The following is a 22,002-nucleotide window of genomic DNA, read 5'->3' as shown; positions in this document are numbered from 1 at the left end:
GCAGAGACATATGGGGGTGGGGGGAAGGATTTCAACCTTGGGGCAACGGCGGCCTGTTGTTGATTTGTTGCCGATGATGACGCCATCGCGGGGCAAGCCCGCACACAGGGACCGTGCTCAACCGCAACATTGCTGGTTGTACCCGGTCCTGTGGGAAACGATAGATAGTTGTGGCGAGCGGGCTTGTCCCGCGTTGGGCTGCGCAGCAGCCCTGAAAACCCAAGGGGCTGCTGCGCAGCCCAACGCGGGGCAAGCCCGCTCGCCACAAGGAGATATATCTGGCGGGAACAGGCTTGTACAAAACCATAGAATCTCCCACGTAGCTGAAGGTGCGCCCGTGGGAGCGGGCTTGCCCCGCGATAGGCGTTTATCAGGCCTCGAAGCAGACGTGCCCGTCGACCAGGGTGTAGCGCACAGCGCCCGGCAGGCAGTGGCCGATGAACGGGCAGTTCTGGCCGCGCGAATACCATTGCTCGCCGGCAACGGTTGAGGCGCTCGGGTCGAACAGCACCAGGTCCGCAGCCGCGCCGACTTTCAGCTCACCCGCGGGCAGGCGCATGGCCGCAGCCGGGCCGCTGGACAGGCGCGCCAGCAGCGTTGGCAGGTCCAGCAGGCCGTCTTCGACCAGGGTCATGGCCAGTGGCAGCAGCAGTTCCACACTGCTGATACCCGGCTCCGTGGCGCCGAACGGCGCCAGCTTGGCGTCGCGCTCATGGGGCTGGTGATGGCTCGAAATCGCCTGGATAACCCCGGTTTTGACCGCTTCACGCAGCCCGTCACGGTCAGCCGCACTGCGCAGCGGCGGTTGCACATGGTAGAGGCTTGAGAAATCGCGCAGCGCCTGGTCGGTCAGAATCAGCTGGTACAACGCCACATCGGCGGTGACCGGCAGCCCGCGTTGCTGGGCCTGGGCGATCAGCTGCGCGCCACGGGCGCTGGTGATCTGGGCGAAGTGCGCACGCACGCCAGACTGCTCGACCAGCAGCAAGTTGCGCGCCAGGGCCACGGTCTCGGCGCTCTCAGGGATGCCGGGCAGGCCGAGGAAGCTGGCCATCGGGCCTTCGTGGGCCAGGCCGCCCTGGGCCAGGTCACGGTCCTGGGAATGGAACACCACAGTCAGGTCGAAGGTGGCCGCGTATTCCAGCGCACGGGCCAGGGTACGGTTGTTGGGGATCTGGTTGAGCCCGTTGCCGAACGCCACGCAGCCGGTGTCGCGCAGCGCCACCAGTTCGGCCAGTTGCTCGCCTTCCAGGCCCTTGGTCAGGGCGCCAATCGGGTACACCTTGCTGTTGGCCGCCTCACGGGCGCGGTCAAGGATCAGCTCGGCAACTGCCGAAGTATCCAGAATCGGTTTGGTCTGTGGCGGGCAGCACAGGCTGGTGACGCCGCCGGCTACCGCTGCACGGGTTTCGCTGGCGATGGTGCCTTTGCGGCTGTAGCCAGGCTCGCGCAGCGACACGCCGAGGTCGACCAGGCCGGGGGCGACAACCAGGCCAGCGGCCTCGATCACGCGGCTGGCGCTGAAGCCTGCAGGTGCTGCGCCAATGGCGGCCACACGGCCGGCGTCCAGGTGCAGGTCGGTAACGGTATCCAGGCCACTGTTGGGGTCGATGACCCGGGCGCCAAGAATGCTGAGGGTCACTGGGCGTTCTCCTGGTCGAATTGACGTTGCGCGTTCTGCCCGCTCATGGCCATGGACAGCACCGCCATGCGCACGGCGATGCCATAGGTCACCTGGTTGAGGATCACCGAGTGCTTGCCGTCGGCTACCGCAGATTCGATTTCAACGCCGCGGTTGATCGGGCCTGGGTGCATGACGATGGCATCGGGCTTGGCCCCGGCCAGGCGCGCGGTGGTCAGGCCGAACAGGCGGTAGAACTCGCCTTCGCTGGGCAGCAGGCCGCCGGCCATGCGCTCGCGTTGCAGGCGCAGCATGATCACCACATCGACGTCTTTGAGGCCTTCTGCCATGTCGGTGTAGACCTTCACGCCGTATTGCTCGATGCCGATCGGGATCAAGGTTTTCGGGCCGATCACGCGGATGTCCGGGCAGCCCAGCGCCTTGAGCGCGAGCATGTCCGAGCGGGCCACGCGCGAATGCAGGATATCGCCGACAATCGCCACCGACAGGTTCTCGAAGCTGCCTTTGTGCCGGCGAATGGTCAGCATGTCGAGCATGCCCTGGGTCGGGTGCGCATGGCGGCCGTCACCGCCGTTGATCACGGCGACGTCCGGGCACACGTGCTCGGCGATGAAGTGCGCCGCGCCCGAGTCGGAATGGCGCACCACGAACATGTCGGCGGCCATGGCCTCAAGGTTGCGCAGGGTGTCGAACAGCGTCTCGCCCTTGCTGGTCGAGGAGGTCGACACGTTCAGGCTGATGACATCCGCTGACAGGCGCTGAGCAGCCAGTTCGAAGGTGGTACGGGTGCGCGTGGAGTTTTCGAAGAACACGTTGCAGACGGTCTTGCCGCGCAGCAACGGGACCTTTTTCACGGCCCTGGCGCCGACTTCAAGGAACGAGTCGGCGGTGTCGAGAATCTCGGTGAGCAGTTCGCGGGGCAAACCGTCGAGCGAGAGGAAATGGCGCAGCTGGCCCTGATCATTGAGCTGCAGCGGGCGCTTGGCGTCGAATGGCGTCATCGCGGGGGACTCTTAAAGGGCGGAAGCAGGGGCGAGGTCCTGGCGCTCGAGGGCGAGCGGTGCGGGGCCGGTCAATTTTACCCGTTCATGGGCGGCCAGCGACAGCGTCGCGCCGAGCACATTGGGGCGGATCGGCAGTTCGCCAGCATCGAGGTCGAGCAGGCACACCAGCGTTACGCTGGCGGGGCGGCCGTAGTCGAACAGCTCGTTGAGCGCGGCGCGGATGGTCCGGCCGCTCATCAGTACGTCGTCGATCAGCACCAGGTGCTGGCCTTCGATTTCAAATGGCAGCTCCGAGGGGCGCACTTGTGGGTGCAGGCCGTTCTGGCTGAAGTCATCGCGGTAGAACGACACGTCCAGGGTGCCGAGCGCGCTGGCATCGCCAAGCTCGGCCTGCAGGGCCTGGGCGACCCACACCCCGCCGGTACGGATGCCGATGAAGCGTGGTTGCTCGATGGCGCGGCGGGCCAGATGGGCGCGTAGGTCGACGGCCATCTGCCGGATCAGCGCGGCGGGATCGGGTAGGCTCATTGCGTGCTCCTGGGGCGGGGCGCCGGGTAGCTCCGGCGGCAAAGCGGGTTCAGATATTGGCCTCCAGCCAGCCTTGCAGCAGCAGGGCGGCGGCGATGGCATCGACCGGGTTGTCGCGGTAACTGCCGTGACGCCCGCTACGGGCCATTTGCTCACCCTTGGCTTCGAAGGTGGTCAGGCGCTCGTCGTGGGTGTGTACCGGCAGGTTGTAGCGCCCATGCAGGCGGCGGGCGAACTTCTCGGCGCGCTCGCTCATCTCGCTGGGGGTACCGTCCATGTTCAGTGGCAGGCCCACGACAATGGCGTCGGGCTTCCATTCCTTGATGAGCTTTTCGACCTGGTTCCAGTCCGGCACACCATTTTGCGCCTTGAGGGTGCACAGTTCGCGGGCCTGGCCAGTGATGACCTGGCCGACCGCCACGCCGATCTGTTTGGTGCCGTAGTCAAAGCCCAGTAGCAGACGCAGTTCGGCCATCAGGCGTGCCCCGCCTGGCTGGTCAGCAGGCTCAGGTTGATCCCCAGGCTCTGCGCCGCAGCGCCAAGGCGCAGGTCGCTGGCAGTGGCGAACAGGATGTCGGCGTCGAACGGGCAGTTGAGCCAGGCGTTGTCGGCCAGCTCTGCTTCAAGCTGGCCCGCTTCCCAGCCGGCGTAGCCGAGGGTAATCAGGCTCTGCTTGGGGCCAACACCTGCGGCGATGGCCAGCAGTACGTCCTGCGAGGTGGTCAGCGACAGCCCTTGCAGTGCCACGGTTGCCTGGAAGCTGCATTCGTTGCTGTGCAACACGAAGCCGCGGTCGGTCTGCACCGGGCCGCCCTGGTAGATGGGCACGTGAAGGGTGGAGGGCGGCGGCGTGTCATCCGGGCGCAGTTGCTCGAGGATATCGGCCAGGTTCAGTTCCTGCGGGCGGTTGATCACCAGCCCCATGGCGCCGTTCTCGTTGTGTTCGACGATGTACGTCAGCGTATGCGCGAAGTTCGGGTCGGCCATGTGCGGCATGGCGATCAGGAACTGGTGCTTGAGGTAGCTGGGCGTGAAGGTTTTCATGGGCGATAGTGTGGCGCCAGGTGAAGAGACTGACAAGATACAGGGTCTTTTTAGCTGTGATGTCGAGTGGAAACCCAGATCCCGACAAGCCTCTCGTGCTCCGTGTTGACGAGAAAAGCCAGATTCGTCGCGCTATCAAGTGCATTTCACGCCTACTGCGGCATCTTGATGGAGTTTGGTGGAACGCTTTTTCTCGACGCTGGGCGAGAAGTGGCTCCAGCGCCAGGCATATACCAGCGCGAAGGATCTGGAGGAGTCTATTGAGTACTACCTGTCCACCCACAACGCTAATCCTCGACCTTTTCGCTGGCTCCGAAAGGCCGAGGATATCTTGGCAGGCGTCGGCCGTGCAGCCGAGCCGCTAGGCCGAAAAATATGAGTTTTACTTGCGAAACACTACGCGCGTCGTAAAGAGGCTATATGAGCGCTCCCGAAGCGCCTTATGTAAATGATATGTCAGTGTCATCTTCGGAGTAATCTTGCCCTTCAATGTCAATCTGTAGTCTGTATTTTGTTCCGTCCTTTGCGGCGCAATGTAACAGGCCAGATAGTTTGACGGGGATGGACTCCAATTCGCTAAGAGTGCTCTTGAGGCTCTGAGGTGAATTGATATAGGTCCCCTTAGTGGGGTGGTCTATTTGTCCTGCACCTAGAGTGAGGTAGCCGTCATCGCCGAGCACGTTTATTAAGTCTCCAGAGAATGTGTGATTTTTTGCTAATAATCCCGAGAAGCTTGCACAAAAAATAAATAAACAAAGTTTGTCGGCTGAAGGGTCAAGGATGGGGTCCTCAAAGGTGCAAAACAGGCCAAAGCCTGTGTGATCTGTTACATTGATTGTGCTGAATTTAGCTTTTTTTGAAGTTAGCGTTTTTCCAAGGAAATTTATCTCAATGCTGAACTTCGGCGCGTCGGGGCGGCTGGCCAGCCGAGCGATGACGCGTCTTTGATAGTCGTATTCTTCAGTTGGTAGCGGCATCACACATTCCCTCGTTCACTCTTTCGGTCGTTCGAGTCTGTGCTTCTGCGGGTGAGCGTCAACTGGTAAAAATGACAGTTGACGCTTCTCAATTACTCGACAGCTTGTCGCCCCGCGCAAAGCGCCAGGTGCGGATGATTTCCAGGCGGTCGAACTCGGCCATGTCGCCGGTAAAGGGTGCAAACGGGGCTGCCAGGCGCACGATGCGCTGGGCGGCCTGGTCGAGCACCGGCTGGCCGGAGGACTCCAGCACCAGCACTTCGAACAGCGAGCCATCGCGGTTGATCGACACCATCATGCGCAAGCTGCCGTACATCTGCTGGCGCCGGGCCTCTTCGGGGTAGTTGAGGTTGCCGATGCGCTCGACCTTCTTGCGCCATTCCTCTTTGTACCAGGCGCCTTTGTCACGCAGGGTGGAAGCGGCGTTCAAGCGGTGGATGCGCGGGCGCTTGGCGTAGCGTTGCTGTTCGTTGGAAAGCTCCGCCTCAAGGCTTGCGATCTGGCTGGACAGCTGCGAACTGTCGAAGTCCGGCACCTTGGCCTCAGGCTTTGGCTGCGGCTTGCTCTCTTTGGGCTTTGGCTCGACCTTGTGCGCCTTGGGCGCCTGGGTGGTCACCGCCGACTTTTGCTGCACCGGCTGCGCTGCAACCTCGGGCTTGGCGGCAGGCGGCGGGGTCACCTTGTTGATCTTGCTGTCCTGGAACGGCGCCACTTCGGTGGTCTTGGGTACCGCTTTCTTGTCCAGGGTGCCGCTGCCTTGCTGGTTTTCCTGAGCCTGGAAATCAGCCTTGTCAGGCGCTTTTTCGCTTTTGAAGGTGGCCAGGGTGATATCCATGGTCTGGCGGATATCGGCAGGCTTGATCACCGAAAAGCCCACGCCGAGGATCAGCGCCAGGTGCACCACGGCAGCCAGAAACAAGGTAAAGCCAAGCCGGTCCACCGGGCGAACGCGCGGTGGCAGCAGGTCGGTGGGAATGTCGGCGGGCAGCGTCATGGTTAGCGTCTAGTTGCAAGGTTCAAGCGGCAAGTTGAAGCCTGCCATACGCCGGCCTGCTTCAACTTGAGGCTTGCAGCTTAAAGCTTGCAGCTATTTTTTTCCTTGAGCTGGCGATCAATGGCGTCCATCAGCAGGCCGCCGATATCGGTGCCGAAGGCGGCGTCGATCTCGCGGATGCAGGTCGGGCTGGTGACGTTGATTTCGGTCAGGTGCTCGCCAATCACGTCGAGGCCGACGAACAACAGGCCTTTTTCACGCAACGTGGGGCCTACCTGGGCGGCGATCCAGCGGTCGCGCTCGCTCAACGGGCGGGCCTCGCCACGGCCGCCTGCGGCCAGGTTGCCACGGGTTTCGCCGCTGGCCGGGATGCGCGCCAGGCAGTAGTCGACCGGCTCGCCATCGACCATAAGGATGCGTTTGTCGCCGTCCTTGATTGCCGGCAGGTAGGCCTGCGCCATGATCTGCTGGGTGCCGAGCAGGGTCAGGGTTTCGAGGATCACCGAGAGGTTGGGGTCGCCGACGCGGTGGCGGAAGATCGACGTGCCGCCCATGCCGTCCAGCGGCTTGAGGATCACATCGCCGTGTTTGGCGGCGAATTCGCGAATGATGTCCGGGCGGCGGCTCACCAGGGTGGGCGGCGTGCACTGCGGGAACAGCGTGGCGAAGAGTTTTTCGTTGCAGTCGCGCAGGCTTTGCGGGCGGTTGACCACCAGCACGCCGTCAGCTTCGGCCTGCTCCAGCAGGTAGGTGCTGTAGACGAACTCCATGTCGAATGGCGGGTCCTTGCGCATCAGGATCACGTCAAGCTCGGCCAGGGTGCTGTCCTGCTCATCGCCCAGCTCGAACCAGCGTGCGGGGTCGGCGAACACTTTCAAGGGGCGCATGCGCGCGCGGGCCTTGCCTTCGCCCTGGTACAGGTCGCGCTGCTCCATGTAGAACAGGCTCCAGCCACGTTGCTGGGCGGCCAGCAACATGGCCAGCGAGCTATCCTTTTTATAGGAGATGGACGCAATGGGGTCCATGACAATCCCGAGGCGAACGCTCATGGGTAATTCCTCTTGGCGGCAGCTGACCGCGATGGCACAAAAATAAAAGTGGCTCAGGGTGGCGCCCGACGCGCGCCGGGTCAAGTGGCGAGCAGATGGAATGGCTACAGGGAGTGTGCTAAAAAGGCCCCATCAAGCCGCTAGCCAGAAGCTGCAAGCCTGCGGCTCTTAGAGGTGGCGAATTTATGGAACAACCCCTGAAGGTGATGGTGATCGACGATTCCCGCACGATCCGCCGCACCGCGCAGATGTTGCTCGGTGAGGCCGGTTGCGAGGTGATCACCGCCAGTGACGGCTTCGATGCCCTGGCCAAGATCATCGACCACAAACCCCGCATCATTTTCGTCGACGTGCTCATGCCGCGTCTTGACGGCTATCAAACGTGCGCGGTGATCAAGCACAACAGCGAATTCAAGGACACCCCGGTGATCCTGCTGTCCTCGCGCGATGGCCTGTTCGACAAGGCGCGCGGGCGGGTGGCAGGCTCCGACCAGTTCCTCACCAAACCCTTCAGCAAGGACGAACTGCTCGATGCGATCCGCGCCCATGTGCCGGGTTTCGCCGCGCAGCACCAACACGCACCCTGACGCCGCCCGCCCACGCGGCGCTTTCAGTTACACATGGGGAAACAGCATGGCCCGAGTTCTGATTGTCGACGACTCGCCGACAGAGATGTACCGCTTGACCGAATGGCTCGAAAAGCACGGCCACCAGGTGCTCAAGGCCAACAACGGCGCTGACGGCGTGGCCCTGGCCCGCCAGGAAAAGCCCGACGCCGTGCTGATGGACATCGTCATGCCTGGCATGAACGGCTTCCAGGCCACTCGCCAGCTGAGCAAAGACCCAGAAACCAGCGCCATTCCGGTTGTGGTGGTGACTACCAAGGACCAGGAAACCGACCGCATCTGGGCCACGCGCCAGGGCGCCCGGGACTTTCTCACCAAACCGGTCGAAGAAGACGCCCTGATCGCCAAGCTCAGCGAGGTGCTCGGCGCTTGACCAGCCGCCCCCAAGGCGCGTCGTTGACCGCCTTCGAGCTGTTGCTGGACATCGACCGGCGTTGTCGCCTGCTGGTGGCCGACCAGCCGCCCCACGAGCCGCGCCTGCAGCAGTGGAGCGGCATTGGCTTTCGCCTTGCCCAGCAGTGGTTCGTCGCGCCCATGGGCGAGGTCGCCGAAGTGTTGCGCGAGCCGCGCAGCAGCCGCGTGCCGGGTGTGCAGCCGTGGGTGCGGGGCATGGCCAATCTGCGCGGGCGGCTGCTGCCGGTGATGGACTTAAGCGCGTTCTTCGGCCTTGGCCCGGCGGCCGCCGGCAAGCAGCGCCGGGTGCTGGTGCTGGACCATGAAGAGCTGTTTGCAGGCTTGCTGGTGGATGAAGTGGTGGGGCTGCAGCATTTTGCCCTCAGCAGCCTTGAGCTGTCGCCACCGCAGCCTTTGCTTCGCGCCGCAGCGCCCTTCGTGCAAGGGCATTTCCCCCGTGAGCGCAACTGGGCGATTTTCAGCCCGTTCGCCCTGGCCCAGGCGCCGGGCTTTCTCGATGTGGCGTTGTAGTAGAGGATTTTTCGACGTGAACAAGCCGGGCCCCACCGTTTCACCTGCCGCCGTTGCCCAGCGCCCGCGCAGCACCGCGCAGATAACCGTGCTGTTCGTGGTGCTGATCCTGTCGATCGTGCTGCTGTTTGCCAACTTTGCCTACCTCAATACCCAGGCCAACCACGACAAGCAGTACATCGGCCACGCCGGCGAGCTGCGCGTGTTGTCCCAGCGCATCGCCAAGAACGCCACCGAAGCCGCTGCCGGCAAGGGCCTGGCGTTTCGTCAGCTGAGTGATGCGCGCAACGATTTCGAGCGGCGCTGGGACTACCTGCGCCACGGCGACAAGACCACCGGCCTGCCGCCCGCGCCTGCGGCCGTGCGGGACGAGATGGACGCGGTACGCCAGGACTGGGACAACCTGCGCAAGAACACCGACACCATCCTGGCCAGCGAGCAAACCGTGCTGTCGCTGCACCAGGTGGCGGCGACCCTGGCCGAGACCGTGCCGCAGTTGCAGGTCGAATACGAAAAAGTGGTGGAGATCCTGCTGCAAAGCGGCGCCCCGGCCAGCCAGGTTGCGGTGGCCCAGCGCCAACTGCTGTTGGCCGAGCGTATTCTCGGCTCGGTCAACACGGTGCTGGGCGGCGACGAAGCCTCGGTGCAGGCGGCCGACACCTTTGGTCGCGACGCCAGCCGGTTCGGCCAGGTGCTCGAAGGCATGCTGGCCGGCAACCCGGCGATTCAGGTCACCCGCGTCGAGGATGCCGATGCCCGTGCGCGGCTGGCGGAAATCGCCGAGCTGTTCCAGTTTGTGGCCGGCTCCGTGGACGAAATTCTGGAAACCTCGCCGGAGCTGCTGCGGGTGCGCGAGGCGGCCGGCAACATCTTCAGCCTCTCGCAAACCCTGCTCGACGAAGCCTCGCACCTGGCCAACGGCTTCGAAAACCTGGCCAACGGGCGCACCCTGGATACCGTCGGCGGTTACGTGCTGGGGCTGCTGGCGCTGGCCTCGATCATCTTGATTGGCTTGGTGATGGTGCGCGCCACCCACCGCCAGCTGCGAGAAACCGCCGAGAAGAACGAGCGCAACCAGCAGGCAATCATGCGCCTGCTCGATGAAATAGAAGAGCTGGCCGATGGCGACCTGACCGTCACGGTATCGGTGACCGAAGACTTCACCGGGGCGATTGCCGACTCGATCAACTACTCGGTCGACCAACTGCGCGACCTGGTCGGCACCATCAACCACAGTGCCGAGCAGGTCGCCGCAGCAGTGCAGGACACGCAGAACACCGCGCGCCAGTTGGCCAAGGCCTCCGAGCACCAGGCCGACCAGATCAGCGAAGCGTCCGAAGCGGTCGGCGACATGGTCGAGTCCATCGACCGGGTGTCGGCGCATGCCTACGAGTCGGCCAAGGTGGCCGAGCGTTCGGTGGCGATTGCCAACAAAGGCAACGAGGTGGTGCACAACACCATCAACGGCATGGACAACATTCGCGAGCAGATCCAGGACACCGCCAAGCGGATCAAGCGGTTGGGCGAGTCGTCCCAGGAAATCGGCGATATCGTCAGCCTGATCGACGACATTGCCGACCAGACCAACATCCTTGCCCTCAACGCGGCCATTCAGGCGTCGCTGGCGGGCGAGGCGGGCCGTGGTTTTGCGGTGGTGGCCGACGAGGTGCAGCGCCTGGCCGAGCGGTCGTCTTCGGCGACGCGCCAGATCGAGGCGCTGGTGCGCACGATCCAGGCCGACACCAACGAGGCGGTGATCTCCATGGAGCAGACCACCGCCGAGGTGGTGCGCGGGGCGCGCCTGGCCCAGGACGCCGGGGTGGCGCTGGCCGAGATCGAAGGCGTCTCGCAGACCCTCGCCGAACTTATCCACAGCATCTCGGATGCGGCGCAGTTGCAAACCTCATCTGCCGGGCAGATTTCCCACACCATGGCGGTGATCCAGCAGATTACCGCGCAAACCTCGGCCGGCTCCGGCGCCACCGCCGACAGCATTCGCCACCTGGCGCGCATGGCCAGCGAGATGCGTCGCTCGGTGTCCGGTTTCACCTTGCCCAAGGCTGAGCGCTCGTGAGCGAGCCGAGCCTGGGCAGCGCCCGCCACGACACGGTTGCCCTGGCCTGGGTCAAGGCACCCATCCTCGACTGCCTGGGCCAGGCGCGCCAAGCCCTGGAACGTTTTGCCGGGGCGCCGGACGACCTGTCGATGCTGGCGTTCGTGGTCGACAACCTGCATCAGGTGCATGGCTGCCTGCGCATGTTGCAATTGCCCGGCGCCACGCGCCTGGCCGAAGAACTCGAACTGCTCGCCCAGGCCATCGCTGACGGTCAGGTGCCGCCGCGCGGCGACTGCCTGGGGCCGCTGTTTCGCGGCTTGGAGCAATTGCCGCCGTACCTGGACCGGCTGCGCGGGGCGCGTCACGACTTGCCGCTGGTGGTACTGCCGCTGCTCAACCAGTTGCGCCAATGCCGTGGCGCCGAGCCGTTGGCCCAGGGCAGCCTGCTGGGCGACCTCGGCCAACGCCTGGCCGGTGCTGCCGACCTTGCCGACCTGGACCTGTCGCTGGGCAACTGGCGCGAGCACATGCAGGCCGGTGCTGGCCGCGATGCGCTGCGTTCGGTAGTGATGGCCCTGTGCGACGACCTGATGCGCATCAAGGAACGCCTCGACCCGTTCGTCAGCGGCAATGCTGCCCCCCGCGAACCGCTCGATGCCTTGCTGGCGCCGCTGCGCCATGTCGCCGATACCCTGGCGGTGCTGGGTTTCCAGCAGCCGCGCCGGGTGATCATCGACCAGGTGCTGGCGTTGCAGGCACAGGCCGACCACAACGATGCCGTTGATGAAGCGCTGTTGATGGATGTGGCCGGTGCGCTGCTGTACGTCGAGGCAACGCTCAACGGCATGGTCGGCCCGCTCGAAGAAACCCTGCCCGGCAGCCTGCCGGGTGCCGACCTGGCTGACACCCGCCAGTTGGTGCTCAACGAGTCGCTGAACGTGCTGCACCAGGCCAAGGACCTGATCGGCGATTGCCTTGAATCGGACTGGTCGCGCCAGCGCCTGCAGGCGCTGCCGGGGTTGTTGCAGCAGGTGCGCGGGGCGTTGGCCATGCTGATGCTGCCCGCAGCCGCCGAGGTGATCGGCGCCGCTGCCGGCTACGTGCAGGGCTGGCTCGGCCACCTTGACCAAGAGCCGCTGCCCGACGACCTGGCGCACCTTGCCGATGCCCTGTGCGCGATGGAGAGCTACCTGCAATGGCGGGTGGCCGATCCGCTGGCCGATGCCCAGCACTTTATCGACATGGCCCAGGCCGGCATGGCGGCGCTCGGCGTGTATTGCCAACGCTCAGCCGCAAGCCCGCCTAGCGCACAGGCGGTGGACGGCATCGACGATGAACTGCGTGCAGTGTTCATGGAAGAAGCGGGCGAGCTGCTGCCGGAAATCGAGCGCCAGTGGCTGCGCTGGCGCGCCGACAACACACTGCGCGACGCCCTGGTTGAAGTGCGCCGCGCCCTGCACACGCTCAAGGGCAGCGGCCGCATGGTGCATGCGCAGGCCCTGGCGGAGCTGGCGTGGGGCGCCGAACATCTGCTTAACCGCGTGCTTGAAGGGCGCATCGTGCTCAGCGCCGAAGGGCTGGTGGCGTTGCAGCAGGTGTTCGTCCGTTTGCCTGACCTGCTGGCCGATTTTGCCGTGGGGCAGGTGCCAGCCACTGCTGAAATAGAACAGCTGGCCGGCCATCTGCATGCGCTGGCGCTGAACGACGCAGCCCCTGGCGCGCGCATTGACGGGCTTGACCCGAACCTGCTGGAGATCTTCCGCAACGAGGCCCAGGGCCACCTGGCCGGCCTCGATGACTTTTTGCAGGGCGCCGACCCACAGGGCACGCCGGTCAGCGACAACCTGCAACGGGCGTTGCACACGCTCAAGGGCAGCGCGGCGATGGCCGGGGTCATGCCGGTGGCAGAACTCGCCACCGCCCTCGACCGCCTGGTGCGCGAATACAAAGGCCACGAGCAGCCGCTGCTGCTGGTGGAAATCGAGCTGCTCGAAGCGGCGCGGGCGCTGTTCCACCTGGGCCTTGCGCAGCTGGGCAGCACGCCGTTGGCGCCGATCCCGGGGGCCGGCGAGTTGATCGAACAGGTCGGGCAGACCGTCGATGCGCGGCTTGCCCAGCAGCACGCCGACCCGCACCCGGCGCGGCGCAGCCGCCGCGACCCGCAACTGATCGCAAGTTTCCTTGGCCAGGCCATGGACACGCTGCTGGATGCCGACGCGCTGCTGAGCCACTGGCAGCAACAGCCGAGCGAGCGCCAGGGGCTCGAGACCCTGCTCGATGATATGACCACCCTCAGCCACGCCGCGCACCAGGCCGAACTGTGGCAGGTGGACGAAATCTGCGAAGGGCTGCTGGACCTGTATGGCGCGGTCGAGGAGGGCAGCCTGCCGCCTTCGCCGCGTTTCTTCAGCGTCGCCGCCCAGGCCCATGAAACCCTGTTCGACCTGCTCGACGAACTGGCCGCAGGGCAAGACCTCAATGCCCGCCCCGAGTGCCTGGCCGAACTGAGGGGGATGCTCGACGATGCCCTGGACCCGAGCCAGGTGGGCGTGGTCGGGGCGCAGGCGGTGATGCCGCTGGTGGCGCCGAGCTTGATCGAGCTGTTTCTCGACGAGGCCGAAGACATTCTCGACAGCGCCGGCCAAGCCCTGAGCCGCTGGCAGCAAGAACCGGACAACCTGTCGGTACTCGCGGCGCTGCAACAGGATGCGCAAACCCTCAAGGGCGGCGCGCAGATGGCCGCCATCGGCGCGGTCGAAGTGCTTGCCGCTGAACTGGCGTTGCTCTACGAAGGCGTTGCGGACCGCAGGCTGGGCACCGGGGGCAGGCTGTTCGAGCTGCTGCGGCGTTGCCAGCAGGCGCTGGCCGACATGCTCCAGCAATTGCACCAGGGGCAGGCGCCGGTAGCGGCGCCAGCGCTGTTGGCCGAGCTGCGCGAGTACCGCCACAGTGCGCCGCCGCCGGCCCCAAGCGAGGCTGTGCACGAGCCCGCCGAGGCCGCCGACGACAAGGAGCTGCTTGAAGTCTTCCTTGAAGAAAGCTCAGACATCGTTGAAAGCGCCGCGCAGTCATTGGCCCGCTGGCAGGCCGACCCACGTAGCACGGTAGAGGTGGAAAACCTGCTGCGCGACCTGCACACCCTCAAGGGCGGCGCGCGCATGGTCGAAATCGCCGCGATCGGCGACTTGGCCCACGAGCTGGAATTTCTCTACGAACTGCTGGCTGCCGGGCGCCTGCCGCCGACGCCTGCGCTGTTCAGCCTGCTGCAAAACTGCCACGACCGCCTGGCGCACATGCTTGATGCCGTGCGCATGGGCCAGCAGTTGCATGCCGCCACCGCGCTGATCGACTACATCCGCAACTTCTCCAGCGCGGCCCTCACCGACAGTGCCGCCGGCCAGCCCCAGGCCGAACCACTGCCCGCCGAAAGCCCTGCCGCCGCACCCGAGCGTGCTGCCGATATGGTCAAGGTCGATGCCGAGCTGCTCGACGACCTCGGCAACCTGGCCGGCGAGCATGCGGTGATCCGTGGGCGCATCGAGCAGCAGGTCAACGACGCGCAGTTTGCCCTCAACGAGATGGAAACCACGCTGGAGCGCATGCGCGACCAGTTGTTGCGCCTGGATATCGAAACCCAAGGCGGGTCTTCCAGCCGCCAGCCGTTCGAAAGCGATGTCTACGACGATTTCGACCCGCTGGAGATGGACCGCCATTCGCAGTTGCAGCAGCTGTCGCGGGCGCTGTTCGAGTCAGCCTCGGACTTGCTCGACCTGCGCGAGACGCTGTTGCAGCGCTCGCAGGAAACCCACGGCCTGTTGCAACAGCAGGCACGGGTCAACAGCCAGTTGCAGGAAGGCCTCACCGCCACGCTGATGGTGCCGTTCGAACGCCTGGTGCCGCGCTTGCAGCGGGTGGTGCGGCAAGTGGCCAGCGAGCTGGGCAAGCAGGTTGAGCTGGTGGTGGGCAACGCCGAGGGCGAGCTGGACCGCAGCGTGCTCGAACGCATGGTGGCGCCGCTTGAGCACATGCTGCGCAACGCCGTGGACCATGGCCTGGAGTCGCGCGAGGCGCGCCTGGCAGCCGGCAAGCCGGAGCTGGGCACCATCCACCTCGACCTGCTGCACGAAGGCGCTGATATCGTGATCGAAATGAGCGACGACGGCGCCGGGGTGCCGTTGCAGGCAGTGCGCGAAAAAGCCATAAAACACGGCCTGCTCGACCCGCAGGCGAACTTGAGCGACCACGAGATTCTGCAGTTCATCCTGCGGCCAGGGTTCTCCACCGCCGAGAAGATCACCCAGATTTCCGGGCGCGGGCTGGGCATGGACGTGGTCCATGAAGAGGTCAAGCAACTGGGCGGCTCGATGAGTATCGAGTCCAGCCCCGGGCGCGGGGCGCGGTTCCAGATCCGCCTGCCGTTCACGGTGTCGATGAACCGGGCGTTGATGGTGCACCTGGGCGAGGAACAGTACGCCATCCCGTTGAACACCATCGAAGGCATCGTGCGCGTGCCGCCGGCGGAACTCGAGGCTTGCTACCGGCTCGATCCGCCGTGCTACACCTATGGCGGCCACGAGTACGCGCTGCGCTATCTGGGCGAACTGGTGCAGGGCAGCGGCCAACCGGCGCTGCTTGGGCAGAGCGTGCCGCTGCCGGTGCTGCTGACCCATTCCCACGAACAGTCGTTTGCGATTCAGGTCGATAGCCTGTCGCCGAGCCGCGAAATCGTGGTCAAGAGCCTGGGCCCGCAGTTTGCCGCGGTGCCGGGGTTGTCGGGTGCGACCTTGCTCGGTGATGGCCGGGTGGTGCTGATTCTCGACCTGCTGGGCCAGTTGCGCGGCCAGCAGCGGCGCCTGGCGCGGCTGCCTGGCGCTGCCGACAGCCAGCGGGCGCTGATTGGCCCGGCGCCACGGCGGCCGTTGCTGGTGATGGTGGTGGACGACTCGGTGACGGTGCGCAAGGTCACCAGCCGGCTGCTGGAGCGCCACGGCATGAGCGTGCTGACGGCCAAGGACGGGGTCGATGCCATGGCCCTGCTTGAAGAGCACCGGCCGGACGTCCTGTTGCTGGATATCGAAATGCCGCGCATGGACGGCTTTGAGGTGGCCACGCGCATCCGCCGCGACCCGCGCCTGCAACACTTGCCGATCATCATGATCACCTCGCGTACCGGGCAGAAACACCGCGAGCGGGCGATGGCCATCGGGGTCAACGAATACCTCGGCAAGCCTTATCAGGAATCCTTGTTGTTGCAGAGTATTGCCCATTGGAGCCAGCATCATGCTTGAACACATTGCCGGCCAGCGCAGCACCCTGACCGGGCTGTTGCTGCCGCTGGGCGACCGCACCTTGGTGCTGCCCAACGTGGCGGTGGCCGAGCTGATAGGCCAGCGCAGCATCGCCTGTGAAGAGGGCGAGGTGGATTGGCACATGGGCTGGGTGGACTGGCGCCAGCAGCGTTTGCCGCTGATTGGCTTCGAGGCCGCCTGCGGCGGTTATACCCCGTGCGGTGAGCGGGCGCGGGTGGTGGTGCTCAACGCCCTGGGCGATACCGGGCTGCGTTACCTGGCGCTGCTGCTGCAGGATATTCCGCGCTCGTGCAAGCTGGACAGCCAGCTCAATTATGTGGATGTGCCGCTGGCAACGCTGGAGCTGGCGGCGGTGCAGGTGGGCGACCAGGTGGCGCGAGTGCCGGACCTGGCGGGGCTGGAACGGCTGGTGCGCGATGCGCAGTTGTAACCTGTTGCTGTGGGGGATTCTATGGTTTCAGGCAAGTCGCTTTTGATTGTGTAGGAGCGGCCTTGTGTCGCGAAAGGGCTGCGAAGCGGCCCCGGGATTTGTGCCTGACGCAGAATCGCCGGGGCCGCTTCGCAGCCCTTTCGCGACACAAGGCCGCTCCTACAGACATCGCGCACCGCCCCAACACCATGCCTGGCCCAGATCCTGTGGGAGCGGGCTTGCCCCGCGATGAGGCCAGCACAGGCGTGCGCAGAAACCCTGAAATTTCCATCGGGTGCTCAGGTTCCTGCCAAGCGACAGGTCAGGTATTTTCTGTGGGAACCTGAGGTAACTGGCGGAGGTCATTTGCAGCATGTATTACGGTGAACGCTTCAACGCCTGGACCCATCTGGTCGGCGCCATCCTGGCCTGTATCGGCGCTGTCTGGCTGATCGTCGCAGCCGGCATGCAGGGCGACCCCTGGAAAATCGTCAGCTTCTCCATCTACGGCTTCACGCTGCTGTTGCTGTACAGCATCTCGACCCTGTACCACAGCACCCGTGGCCGCACCAAACGTATCATGCGCAAGCTCGATCACCTGTCGATCTACCTGCTGATCGCCGGCAGCTACACCCCGTTCTGCCTGGTGAGCCTGCGTGGGCCGTGGGGCTGGAGCTTGTTCGGGGTGGTCTGGGGGCTGGCGCTGATCGGCATGTTGCAGGAGATCAAGCCGCGCTCCGAAGCGCGGGTGCTGTCGATTGTGATCTACGCACTCATGGGCTGGATCGTGCTGGTGGCGGTCAAGCCATTGCTGGCGACCCTGGGCACCGCCGGGTTCGCCTGGCTTGCAGGCGGTGGCGCGCTGTACACCATCGGCATCATCTTCTTTGCCTTCGACAGCCGCTTCCGCCACTGGCATGGCATCTGGCACCTGTTCGTGGTGGCCGGCAGCCTCATGCACTTCGTGGCGGTGTCGGTGTACGTGCGTTAAAAGTCGCCCCACAACTGCTGTGCCACCGACAGCGCCACCACCGGCGCGGTCTCGGTGCGCAGCACCCGCGGGCCCAGGCGCGCGGCATGGTAGCCGGCGGTTTTCGCCTGCTCGACCTCGGCATCGCTCAGGCCGCCCTCGGGCCCGACCAGAAACGCCAGGCGAGCAGGTTTGTCGTGGCTGGCCCAAGGTTCGGCTACCGGGTGCAGCACCAGCTTGAGGTCGGCGGCGGTGCTGGCCAGCCATTCGGCCAAGGTCAGCGGCGGGTGGATCAGCGGCAGGGTGGAGCGCCCGCATTGCTCGCAAGCGCTGATAGCCACCTGGCGCCAGTGGGCCAGGCGTTTGTCGGCGCGCTCGTCTTTAAGGCGCACCTCGCAGCGTTCGCTGACAATCGGAGTAATTTGGTTGACGCCCAACTCGGTGGCCTTCTGGATTGCCCAGTCCATGCGCTCGCCACGGGACAGGCCCTGGCCTAGATGGATGTGCAGCGGTGAATCCGGCTGGCCGGGCAGTACCTGGTCGAGGCTGACGCGCACGCTTTTCTTGCCCACCTCAAGCAGTTGGCCGAGGTATTCCTGGCCGCTGCCGTCGAACAATTGCACGGCGTCGCCGGCCGCCATGCGCAGCACGCGGCCGATGTAATGGGCCTGGGCCTCGGGCAGGTCGTGCTCGCCGAGGGCGAGTGGGGCGTCGATGAAGAAGCGGGACAGTCTCATGGTTCTACTCGAAATAAAAGGTGGCATCGCCCTTGTAGGAGCGGCCTTGTGTCGCGAAAGGGGCGCGTAGCGGCCCCAGATTTTCAGCTTCGCCGCGTATATTGCCGGGGCCGCTTCGCAGCCCTTTCGCGACACAAGGCCGCTCCTACAAGGTGATGGCGTCAGGGCTAGCCTGGATCGCGGAAGTCGGGGTGGAAGTTCGCCGGCACGGCCACGCTGACGCTGTCGCGGGTGGCGATGTCGATCCCTTCGCTGGCCACTTCGGCCAAAAAGTCGATCTGCTCCGGCGTAATCACATAGGGCGGCAGGAAATACACCACGCTGCCCAGTGGGCGCAACAGCGCACCCCGGCTCAAGGCGTGTTCGAACACCTTCAGCCCACGGCGTTCCTGCCACGGGTAGGCGACCTTGCCGGCCTTGTCCTTGACCATCTCGATGGCCAGGGCCATGCCGGTCTGGCGAATCTCGGCCACATGGGCGTGCTCGGCCAGGTGCGCGGTGGCACTGGCCATGCGTGCGGCCAGCGGCTTGTTGGCTTCGATGACGTTGTCCTGGGCAAAAATATCCAGGGTTGCCAAGGCCGCGGCGCAGGCCAGCGGGTTGCCGGTGTAGCTGTGCGAATGCAGGAATGCGCGCAGGGTCGGGTAGTCATCGTAGAAGGCCTGGTACACCTTGTCGGTGGTCAGGCACGCGGCCAGCGGCAGATAACCGCCGGTCAGCGCCTTGGACAGGCACAGGAAGTCCGGGCGGATGCCGGCCTGCTCGCACGCGAACATCGTGCCGGTGCGGCCGAAGCCTACGGCGATTTCGTCATGGATCAGGAGTACGTCGTAGCGGTCGCACGCCTCGCGCAGCAGCTTGAGGTACACCGGGTGGTACATGCGCATGCCGCCGGCGCCCTGGATCAGTGGCTCGACGATCACGGCCGCGACGCTGTCATGGTGCTCGGCCAGGGTCTGCTCCATGGCAGCGAACATGGTGCGCGAGTGCTCTTCCCAGCCCATGCCTTCGGGGCGGTGGTAGCAGTCCGGGCTGGGCACTTTGAGGGTATCGAGCAGCAGCGCCTTGTAGGTTTCGGTGAACAGCGGCACATCGCCCACCGACATCGCGGCGATGGTTTCGCCGTGGTAGCTGTTGGTCAGGGTGACGAAGCGCTTCTTCGCCGGTTTGCCGGTGTTCTGCCAGTAATGGAAGCTCATCTTCAGCGCAACTTCGATGCACGACGAGCCGTTGTCGGCATAGAACACCCGGTCCAGGCCCGCCGGGGTCATGGCCACCAGGCGCTCGGACAGCTCGATCACCGGCTGGTGGCTGAAGCCTGCGAGGATTACGTGCTCCAGTTGGTCGACCTGGTCCTTGATGCGCTGGTTGATGCGCGGGTTGGCGTGGCCGAATACGTTGACCCACCAGGAGCTGACCGCGTCCAGGTAGCGCTTGCCTTCGAAGTCCTCAAGCCAGACCCCCTCACCGCGACGGATCGGGATCAGCGGCAGTTGCTCGTGGTCTTTCATTTGCGTGCAGGGGTGCCACAGGACCTTGAGGTCGCGTTGCATCCACTGTTCGTTGAGGCCCATGGGCGCTTCTCCTGGCGGTACGGCTGGCTTTGACCGCGTAAGCCTAAGCAATGCCAGAAGGCAGGACAACTGCTGGTGTCGCTGAGCTAGCGGGGGAGCAGGGGCTGACGTATTCTTAGCGCACTTTTTCCTGGGGCGTTCTTCCCCTTCTCAATCTGTCGTTTCTGATCCGGAGTTTGCCGACATGGCTGCTGCTTGGGTGCGCCTGTGCGCGCTGGTATTGATTGGTGTTTGCAGCGCAACCGCGCTGGCAAAGGACAAGACCCCGACGGCGATTGTCGTCGGCGGCGGCCTGGCGGGCCTGACCGCGGCCTATGAACTGCAGGCCAAGGGTTGGCAGGTGACCCTGCTGGAAGCCAAGCCTGGCATCGGCGGGCGTTCGGGCCTGGCGACCAGCGAATGGATCGGCAACGCCAAGACGCAGCCGGTGCTCAACCAGTACCTGGAGCGCTTCAAGCTGGGCACCTTGCCAGCCCCTGAATTCGTGCGCACCCCAGGCTACCTGATCGATGGCGAGTATTTCAGCGCCACGGACCTTGCCAGCAAGCAGCCGGCGACCGCCGAGGCCCTCAAGCGTTACGAGAAGACCCTCGACGACCTCGCCCGCTCCATCGAGGACCCGCTGAACCCTGCACCTAACAGCACACTGTTTGCCCTGGACCAGATCAACGTTTCCAGCTGGCTGGACAAGTTGCAACTGCCGGCCACTGCGCGGCAGTTGGTCAACCAGCAGATCCGCACCCGTTACGACGAGCCGTCGCGCCTGTCGCTGCTGTACTTCGCCCAGCAAAGCCGCGTGTACCGCAACGTCAGCGACCGCGACCAGCGCGCCGCGCGTCTGCCAGGCGGCAGCCCGGTGCTGGCCCAGGCATTCGTCAAGCAACTGCGCACCATCAAGACCAGCTCGCCGGTGACCGCCATCGTCCAGGACAAGGACGGCGTCACGGTCAAGGTCGGTGGCGTCGGCTACCAGGCTGACTACCTGGTAATGGCCGTGCCGCTGCGTGCGCTGGCGAAAATCCAGATCACCCCGAGCCTGGACAACCAGCACCTGGCGGCCATCAAAGGCACCAACTACGGCTGGCGCGACCAGCTGATGCTGAAGTTCAAGAACCCGGTGTGGGAAAGCCGTGCGCGGATGTCGGGCGAGATCTACTCCAACACCGGCCTTGGCATGCTGTGGATCGAACCTGCACTCAAGGGTGGCGCCAATGTGGTGATCAACCTGTCTGGCGACAACGCTCGCCTGCTGCAGGCATTTGGCGACAAGCAGATGGTCGACCAGGTGCTGATCCGCCTGCACGCCTTCTACCCGCAGGCGCGGGGTGCCTTTACCGGTTATGAAGTGCGCCGTTACAGCACCGATGCTGGCATGGGCGGTGCGTACCTGGCCTACGGCCCTGGCCAGATCAGCAAGTTCTGGCGCCTGTGGGAGCGCCCGGTGCAACGCATCGCCTTCGCGGGCGAACACACCGATGCACTGTACCCCGGCACCCTGGAAGGCGCCCTGCGCAGCGGCCAGCGTGCGGCGAGCCAGGTGCAGGACCTGGCGGCTGGCAAGTCGTTCGACCCGGTCAAGGCCGCGCCGGTTGCTGCTGCGGCTGCGGGTGCGGTGGCAGCCAAGGACAAGGGTGGGTTCTTCTCCAACTTGTTTGGTGGGTCGTCGAGCAAGGCACCGGCCAAGGCTGAGGCTGTTGAAGACAAAGCGGCCAAGCAGGACAAGCCAGGGTTCTTTGCGCGGTTGTTTGGTTGGGGTGACAAGGCTGAGGTGAAGGCTGCGCCGGCTCCGGTTGTGGCTCCAGCTCCAGCTCCGGCACCCGTTCCGGCTCCTGCGCCAGTGGTACAGCCAGAACCGGCCAAGGTTGCGCCTGTGAAGGCGGCGCCGGTCAAGCCGGTTGCCAAGAAGCCTGTGGCAAAGCAGGTCAAACAGGTCAAGAAACCTGCGCCGGTTAAAAAGCCGGCGCCGGTGAAGAAGCCTGTGGCCAAGGCGAACTGATCGCGCCAGGGCTACCAGGCGTTCGCCGGTAGCTCTTCAGCGCCTGCAAGATCGAGCGCCGCCCGTGCGGCGCATCGCAGGCTAGCGCCAGCTCCCACAGGAATCTGGGCCAGGCCTGGTGTGGGGGTGGTGCGCAATGTCTGTAGGAGCGGCCTCGTGTCGC

At 64.9% G+C, this 22,002-nt stretch carries 18 protein-coding genes and 1 pseudogene; 9 read left to right on the top strand and 10 right to left on the bottom strand.

What is annotated here, in order from left to right:
- Positions 1-370 precede the first annotated feature (370 nt).
- Genes HU719_RS10120 through HU719_RS10100 form a run of 5 tightly spaced genes read right to left on the bottom strand, consistent with a single transcriptional unit; the run spans position 371 to position 4,218 of the window.
- On the bottom strand, positions 371-1,642 hold the full coding sequence (locus HU719_RS10120; protein ID WP_186522564.1) for a dihydroorotase: 1,272 nt from the start codon (positions 1,640-1,642) through the stop codon (positions 371-373).
- Positions 1,639-2,643, bottom strand: coding sequence for an aspartate carbamoyltransferase catalytic subunit (locus HU719_RS10115; protein ID WP_186522563.1), 1,005 nt, complete (start codon positions 2,641-2,643; stop codon positions 1,639-1,641). The genes HU719_RS10120 and HU719_RS10115 overlap by 4 nt, the downstream gene beginning before the upstream one ends.
- A gap of 12 nt (positions 2,644-2,655) precedes the next feature.
- Positions 2,656-3,174: a bifunctional pyr operon transcriptional regulator/uracil phosphoribosyltransferase PyrR gene (gene pyrR / locus HU719_RS10110; protein WP_186537013.1), complete on the bottom strand. Its 519-nt coding sequence runs from the start codon at positions 3,172-3,174 to the stop codon at positions 2,656-2,658.
- Between the two features lie 49 nt (positions 3,175-3,223).
- Entirely contained in the window at positions 3,224-3,649 is a 426-nt protein-coding gene (gene ruvX, locus HU719_RS10105; protein ID WP_186522561.1) for a Holliday junction resolvase RuvX, read from the bottom strand.
- A complete protein-coding gene (locus HU719_RS10100) occupies positions 3,649-4,218 on the bottom strand; it encodes a YqgE/AlgH family protein (protein ID WP_186522560.1) in 570 nt (189 codons plus the stop codon). Before HU719_RS10100 ends, ruvX begins: the two co-directional genes overlap by 1 nt.
- Positions 4,219-4,348: 130 nt before the next feature.
- Between HU719_RS10100 and HU719_RS10095 the strand changes: the two are divergent.
- A pseudogene (locus tag HU719_RS10095) lies at positions 4,349-4,597 on the top strand (IS630 family transposase); the annotation flags it as partial.
- 61 nt (positions 4,598-4,658) lie between these two features.
- Here the strand turns inward: HU719_RS10095 and HU719_RS10090 are convergent.
- The 3 genes from HU719_RS10090 to gshB all read right to left on the bottom strand — a co-directional run bounded on the left by HU719_RS10090 (position 4,659) and on the right by gshB (position 7,238).
- The gene (locus HU719_RS10090) at positions 4,659-5,195 is read right to left on the bottom strand and encodes a hypothetical protein (RefSeq protein WP_186537015.1); all 537 of its coding nucleotides are present in this window, start codon (positions 5,193-5,195) and stop codon (positions 4,659-4,661) included.
- An 88-nt stretch (positions 5,196-5,283) separates the two neighbouring features.
- Positions 5,284-6,189 carry an energy transducer TonB gene (locus HU719_RS10085; RefSeq protein ID WP_186537016.1) on the bottom strand — a complete coding sequence of 302 codons (906 nt, stop codon included), beginning with the start codon at positions 6,187-6,189 and terminating at the stop codon, positions 5,284-5,286.
- Positions 6,190-6,269: 80 nt separating this feature from the next.
- Positions 6,270-7,238 carry a glutathione synthase gene (gene gshB / locus HU719_RS10080; RefSeq protein WP_186537017.1) on the bottom strand — a complete coding sequence of 323 codons (969 nt, stop codon included), beginning with the start codon at positions 7,236-7,238 and terminating at the stop codon, positions 6,270-6,272.
- A 185-nt stretch (positions 7,239-7,423) separates the two neighbouring features.
- Between gshB and HU719_RS10075 the strand changes: the two genes are divergently transcribed.
- From HU719_RS10075 to trhA, 7 genes are all read left to right on the top strand, one after another.
- The gene (locus HU719_RS10075) at positions 7,424-7,825 is read left to right on the top strand and encodes a response regulator (RefSeq protein WP_186523211.1); all 402 of its coding nucleotides are present in this window, start codon (positions 7,424-7,426) and stop codon (positions 7,823-7,825) included.
- 46 nt (positions 7,826-7,871) lie between these two features.
- Positions 7,872-8,237: a twitching motility response regulator PilH gene (gene pilH / locus HU719_RS10070; RefSeq protein ID WP_186523219.1), complete on the top strand. Its 366-nt coding sequence runs from the start codon at positions 7,872-7,874 to the stop codon at positions 8,235-8,237.
- A complete protein-coding gene (locus HU719_RS10065; protein WP_186523220.1) occupies positions 8,234-8,788 on the top strand; it encodes a chemotaxis protein CheW in 555 nt (184 codons plus the stop codon). The genes pilH and HU719_RS10065 overlap by 4 nt, the downstream gene beginning before the upstream one ends.
- An 82-nt stretch (positions 8,789-8,870) precedes the next feature.
- Positions 8,871-10,862 (top strand): methyl-accepting chemotaxis protein, encoded by a 1,992-nt coding sequence (locus tag HU719_RS10060; RefSeq protein WP_422631707.1) that lies wholly within the window; start codon positions 8,871-8,873, stop codon positions 10,860-10,862.
- Positions 10,859-16,132 (top strand): hybrid sensor histidine kinase/response regulator, encoded by a 5,274-nt coding sequence (locus HU719_RS10055; RefSeq protein ID WP_437179661.1) that lies wholly within the window; start codon positions 10,859-10,861, stop codon positions 16,130-16,132. Before HU719_RS10060 ends, HU719_RS10055 begins: the two co-directional genes overlap by 4 nt.
- Entirely contained in the window at positions 16,125-16,583 is a 459-nt protein-coding gene (locus HU719_RS10050) for a chemotaxis protein CheW (protein WP_186523226.1), read from the top strand. The genes HU719_RS10055 and HU719_RS10050 overlap by 8 nt, the downstream gene beginning before the upstream one ends.
- Positions 16,584-16,935: 352 nt before the next feature.
- The gene (gene trhA, locus HU719_RS10045) at positions 16,936-17,553 is read left to right on the top strand and encodes a PAQR family membrane homeostasis protein TrhA (protein WP_186522842.1); all 618 of its coding nucleotides are present in this window, start codon (positions 16,936-16,938) and stop codon (positions 17,551-17,553) included.
- Here trhA and HU719_RS10040 read toward each other — a convergent pair.
- Positions 17,550-18,269, bottom strand: a complete 720-nt coding sequence (locus HU719_RS10040) for a 16S rRNA (uracil(1498)-N(3))-methyltransferase (protein WP_186522839.1) — start codon at positions 18,267-18,269, stop codon at positions 17,550-17,552. The genes trhA and HU719_RS10040 overlap by 4 nt on opposite strands.
- 167 nt (positions 18,270-18,436) lie before the next feature.
- Positions 18,437-19,843 carry an adenosylmethionine--8-amino-7-oxononanoate transaminase gene (locus HU719_RS10035; protein ID WP_186537316.1) on the bottom strand — a complete coding sequence of 469 codons (1,407 nt, stop codon included), beginning with the start codon at positions 19,841-19,843 and terminating at the stop codon, positions 18,437-18,439.
- Between the two features lie 184 nt (positions 19,844-20,027).
- Between HU719_RS10035 and HU719_RS10030 the strand changes: the two genes are divergently transcribed.
- A complete protein-coding gene (locus HU719_RS10030; RefSeq protein ID WP_186522835.1) occupies positions 20,028-21,839 on the top strand; it encodes a flavin monoamine oxidase family protein in 1,812 nt (603 codons plus the stop codon).
- The last annotated feature ends 163 nt before the right edge of the window (positions 21,840-22,002 follow it).

The sequence above is a fragment of the Pseudomonas farsensis genome (assembly GCF_014268805.2).
GTDB lineage: Bacteria > Pseudomonadota > Gammaproteobacteria > Pseudomonadales > Pseudomonadaceae > Aquipseudomonas > Aquipseudomonas farsensis.
This window is presented reverse-complemented; position numbering and strand designations above follow the sequence as displayed.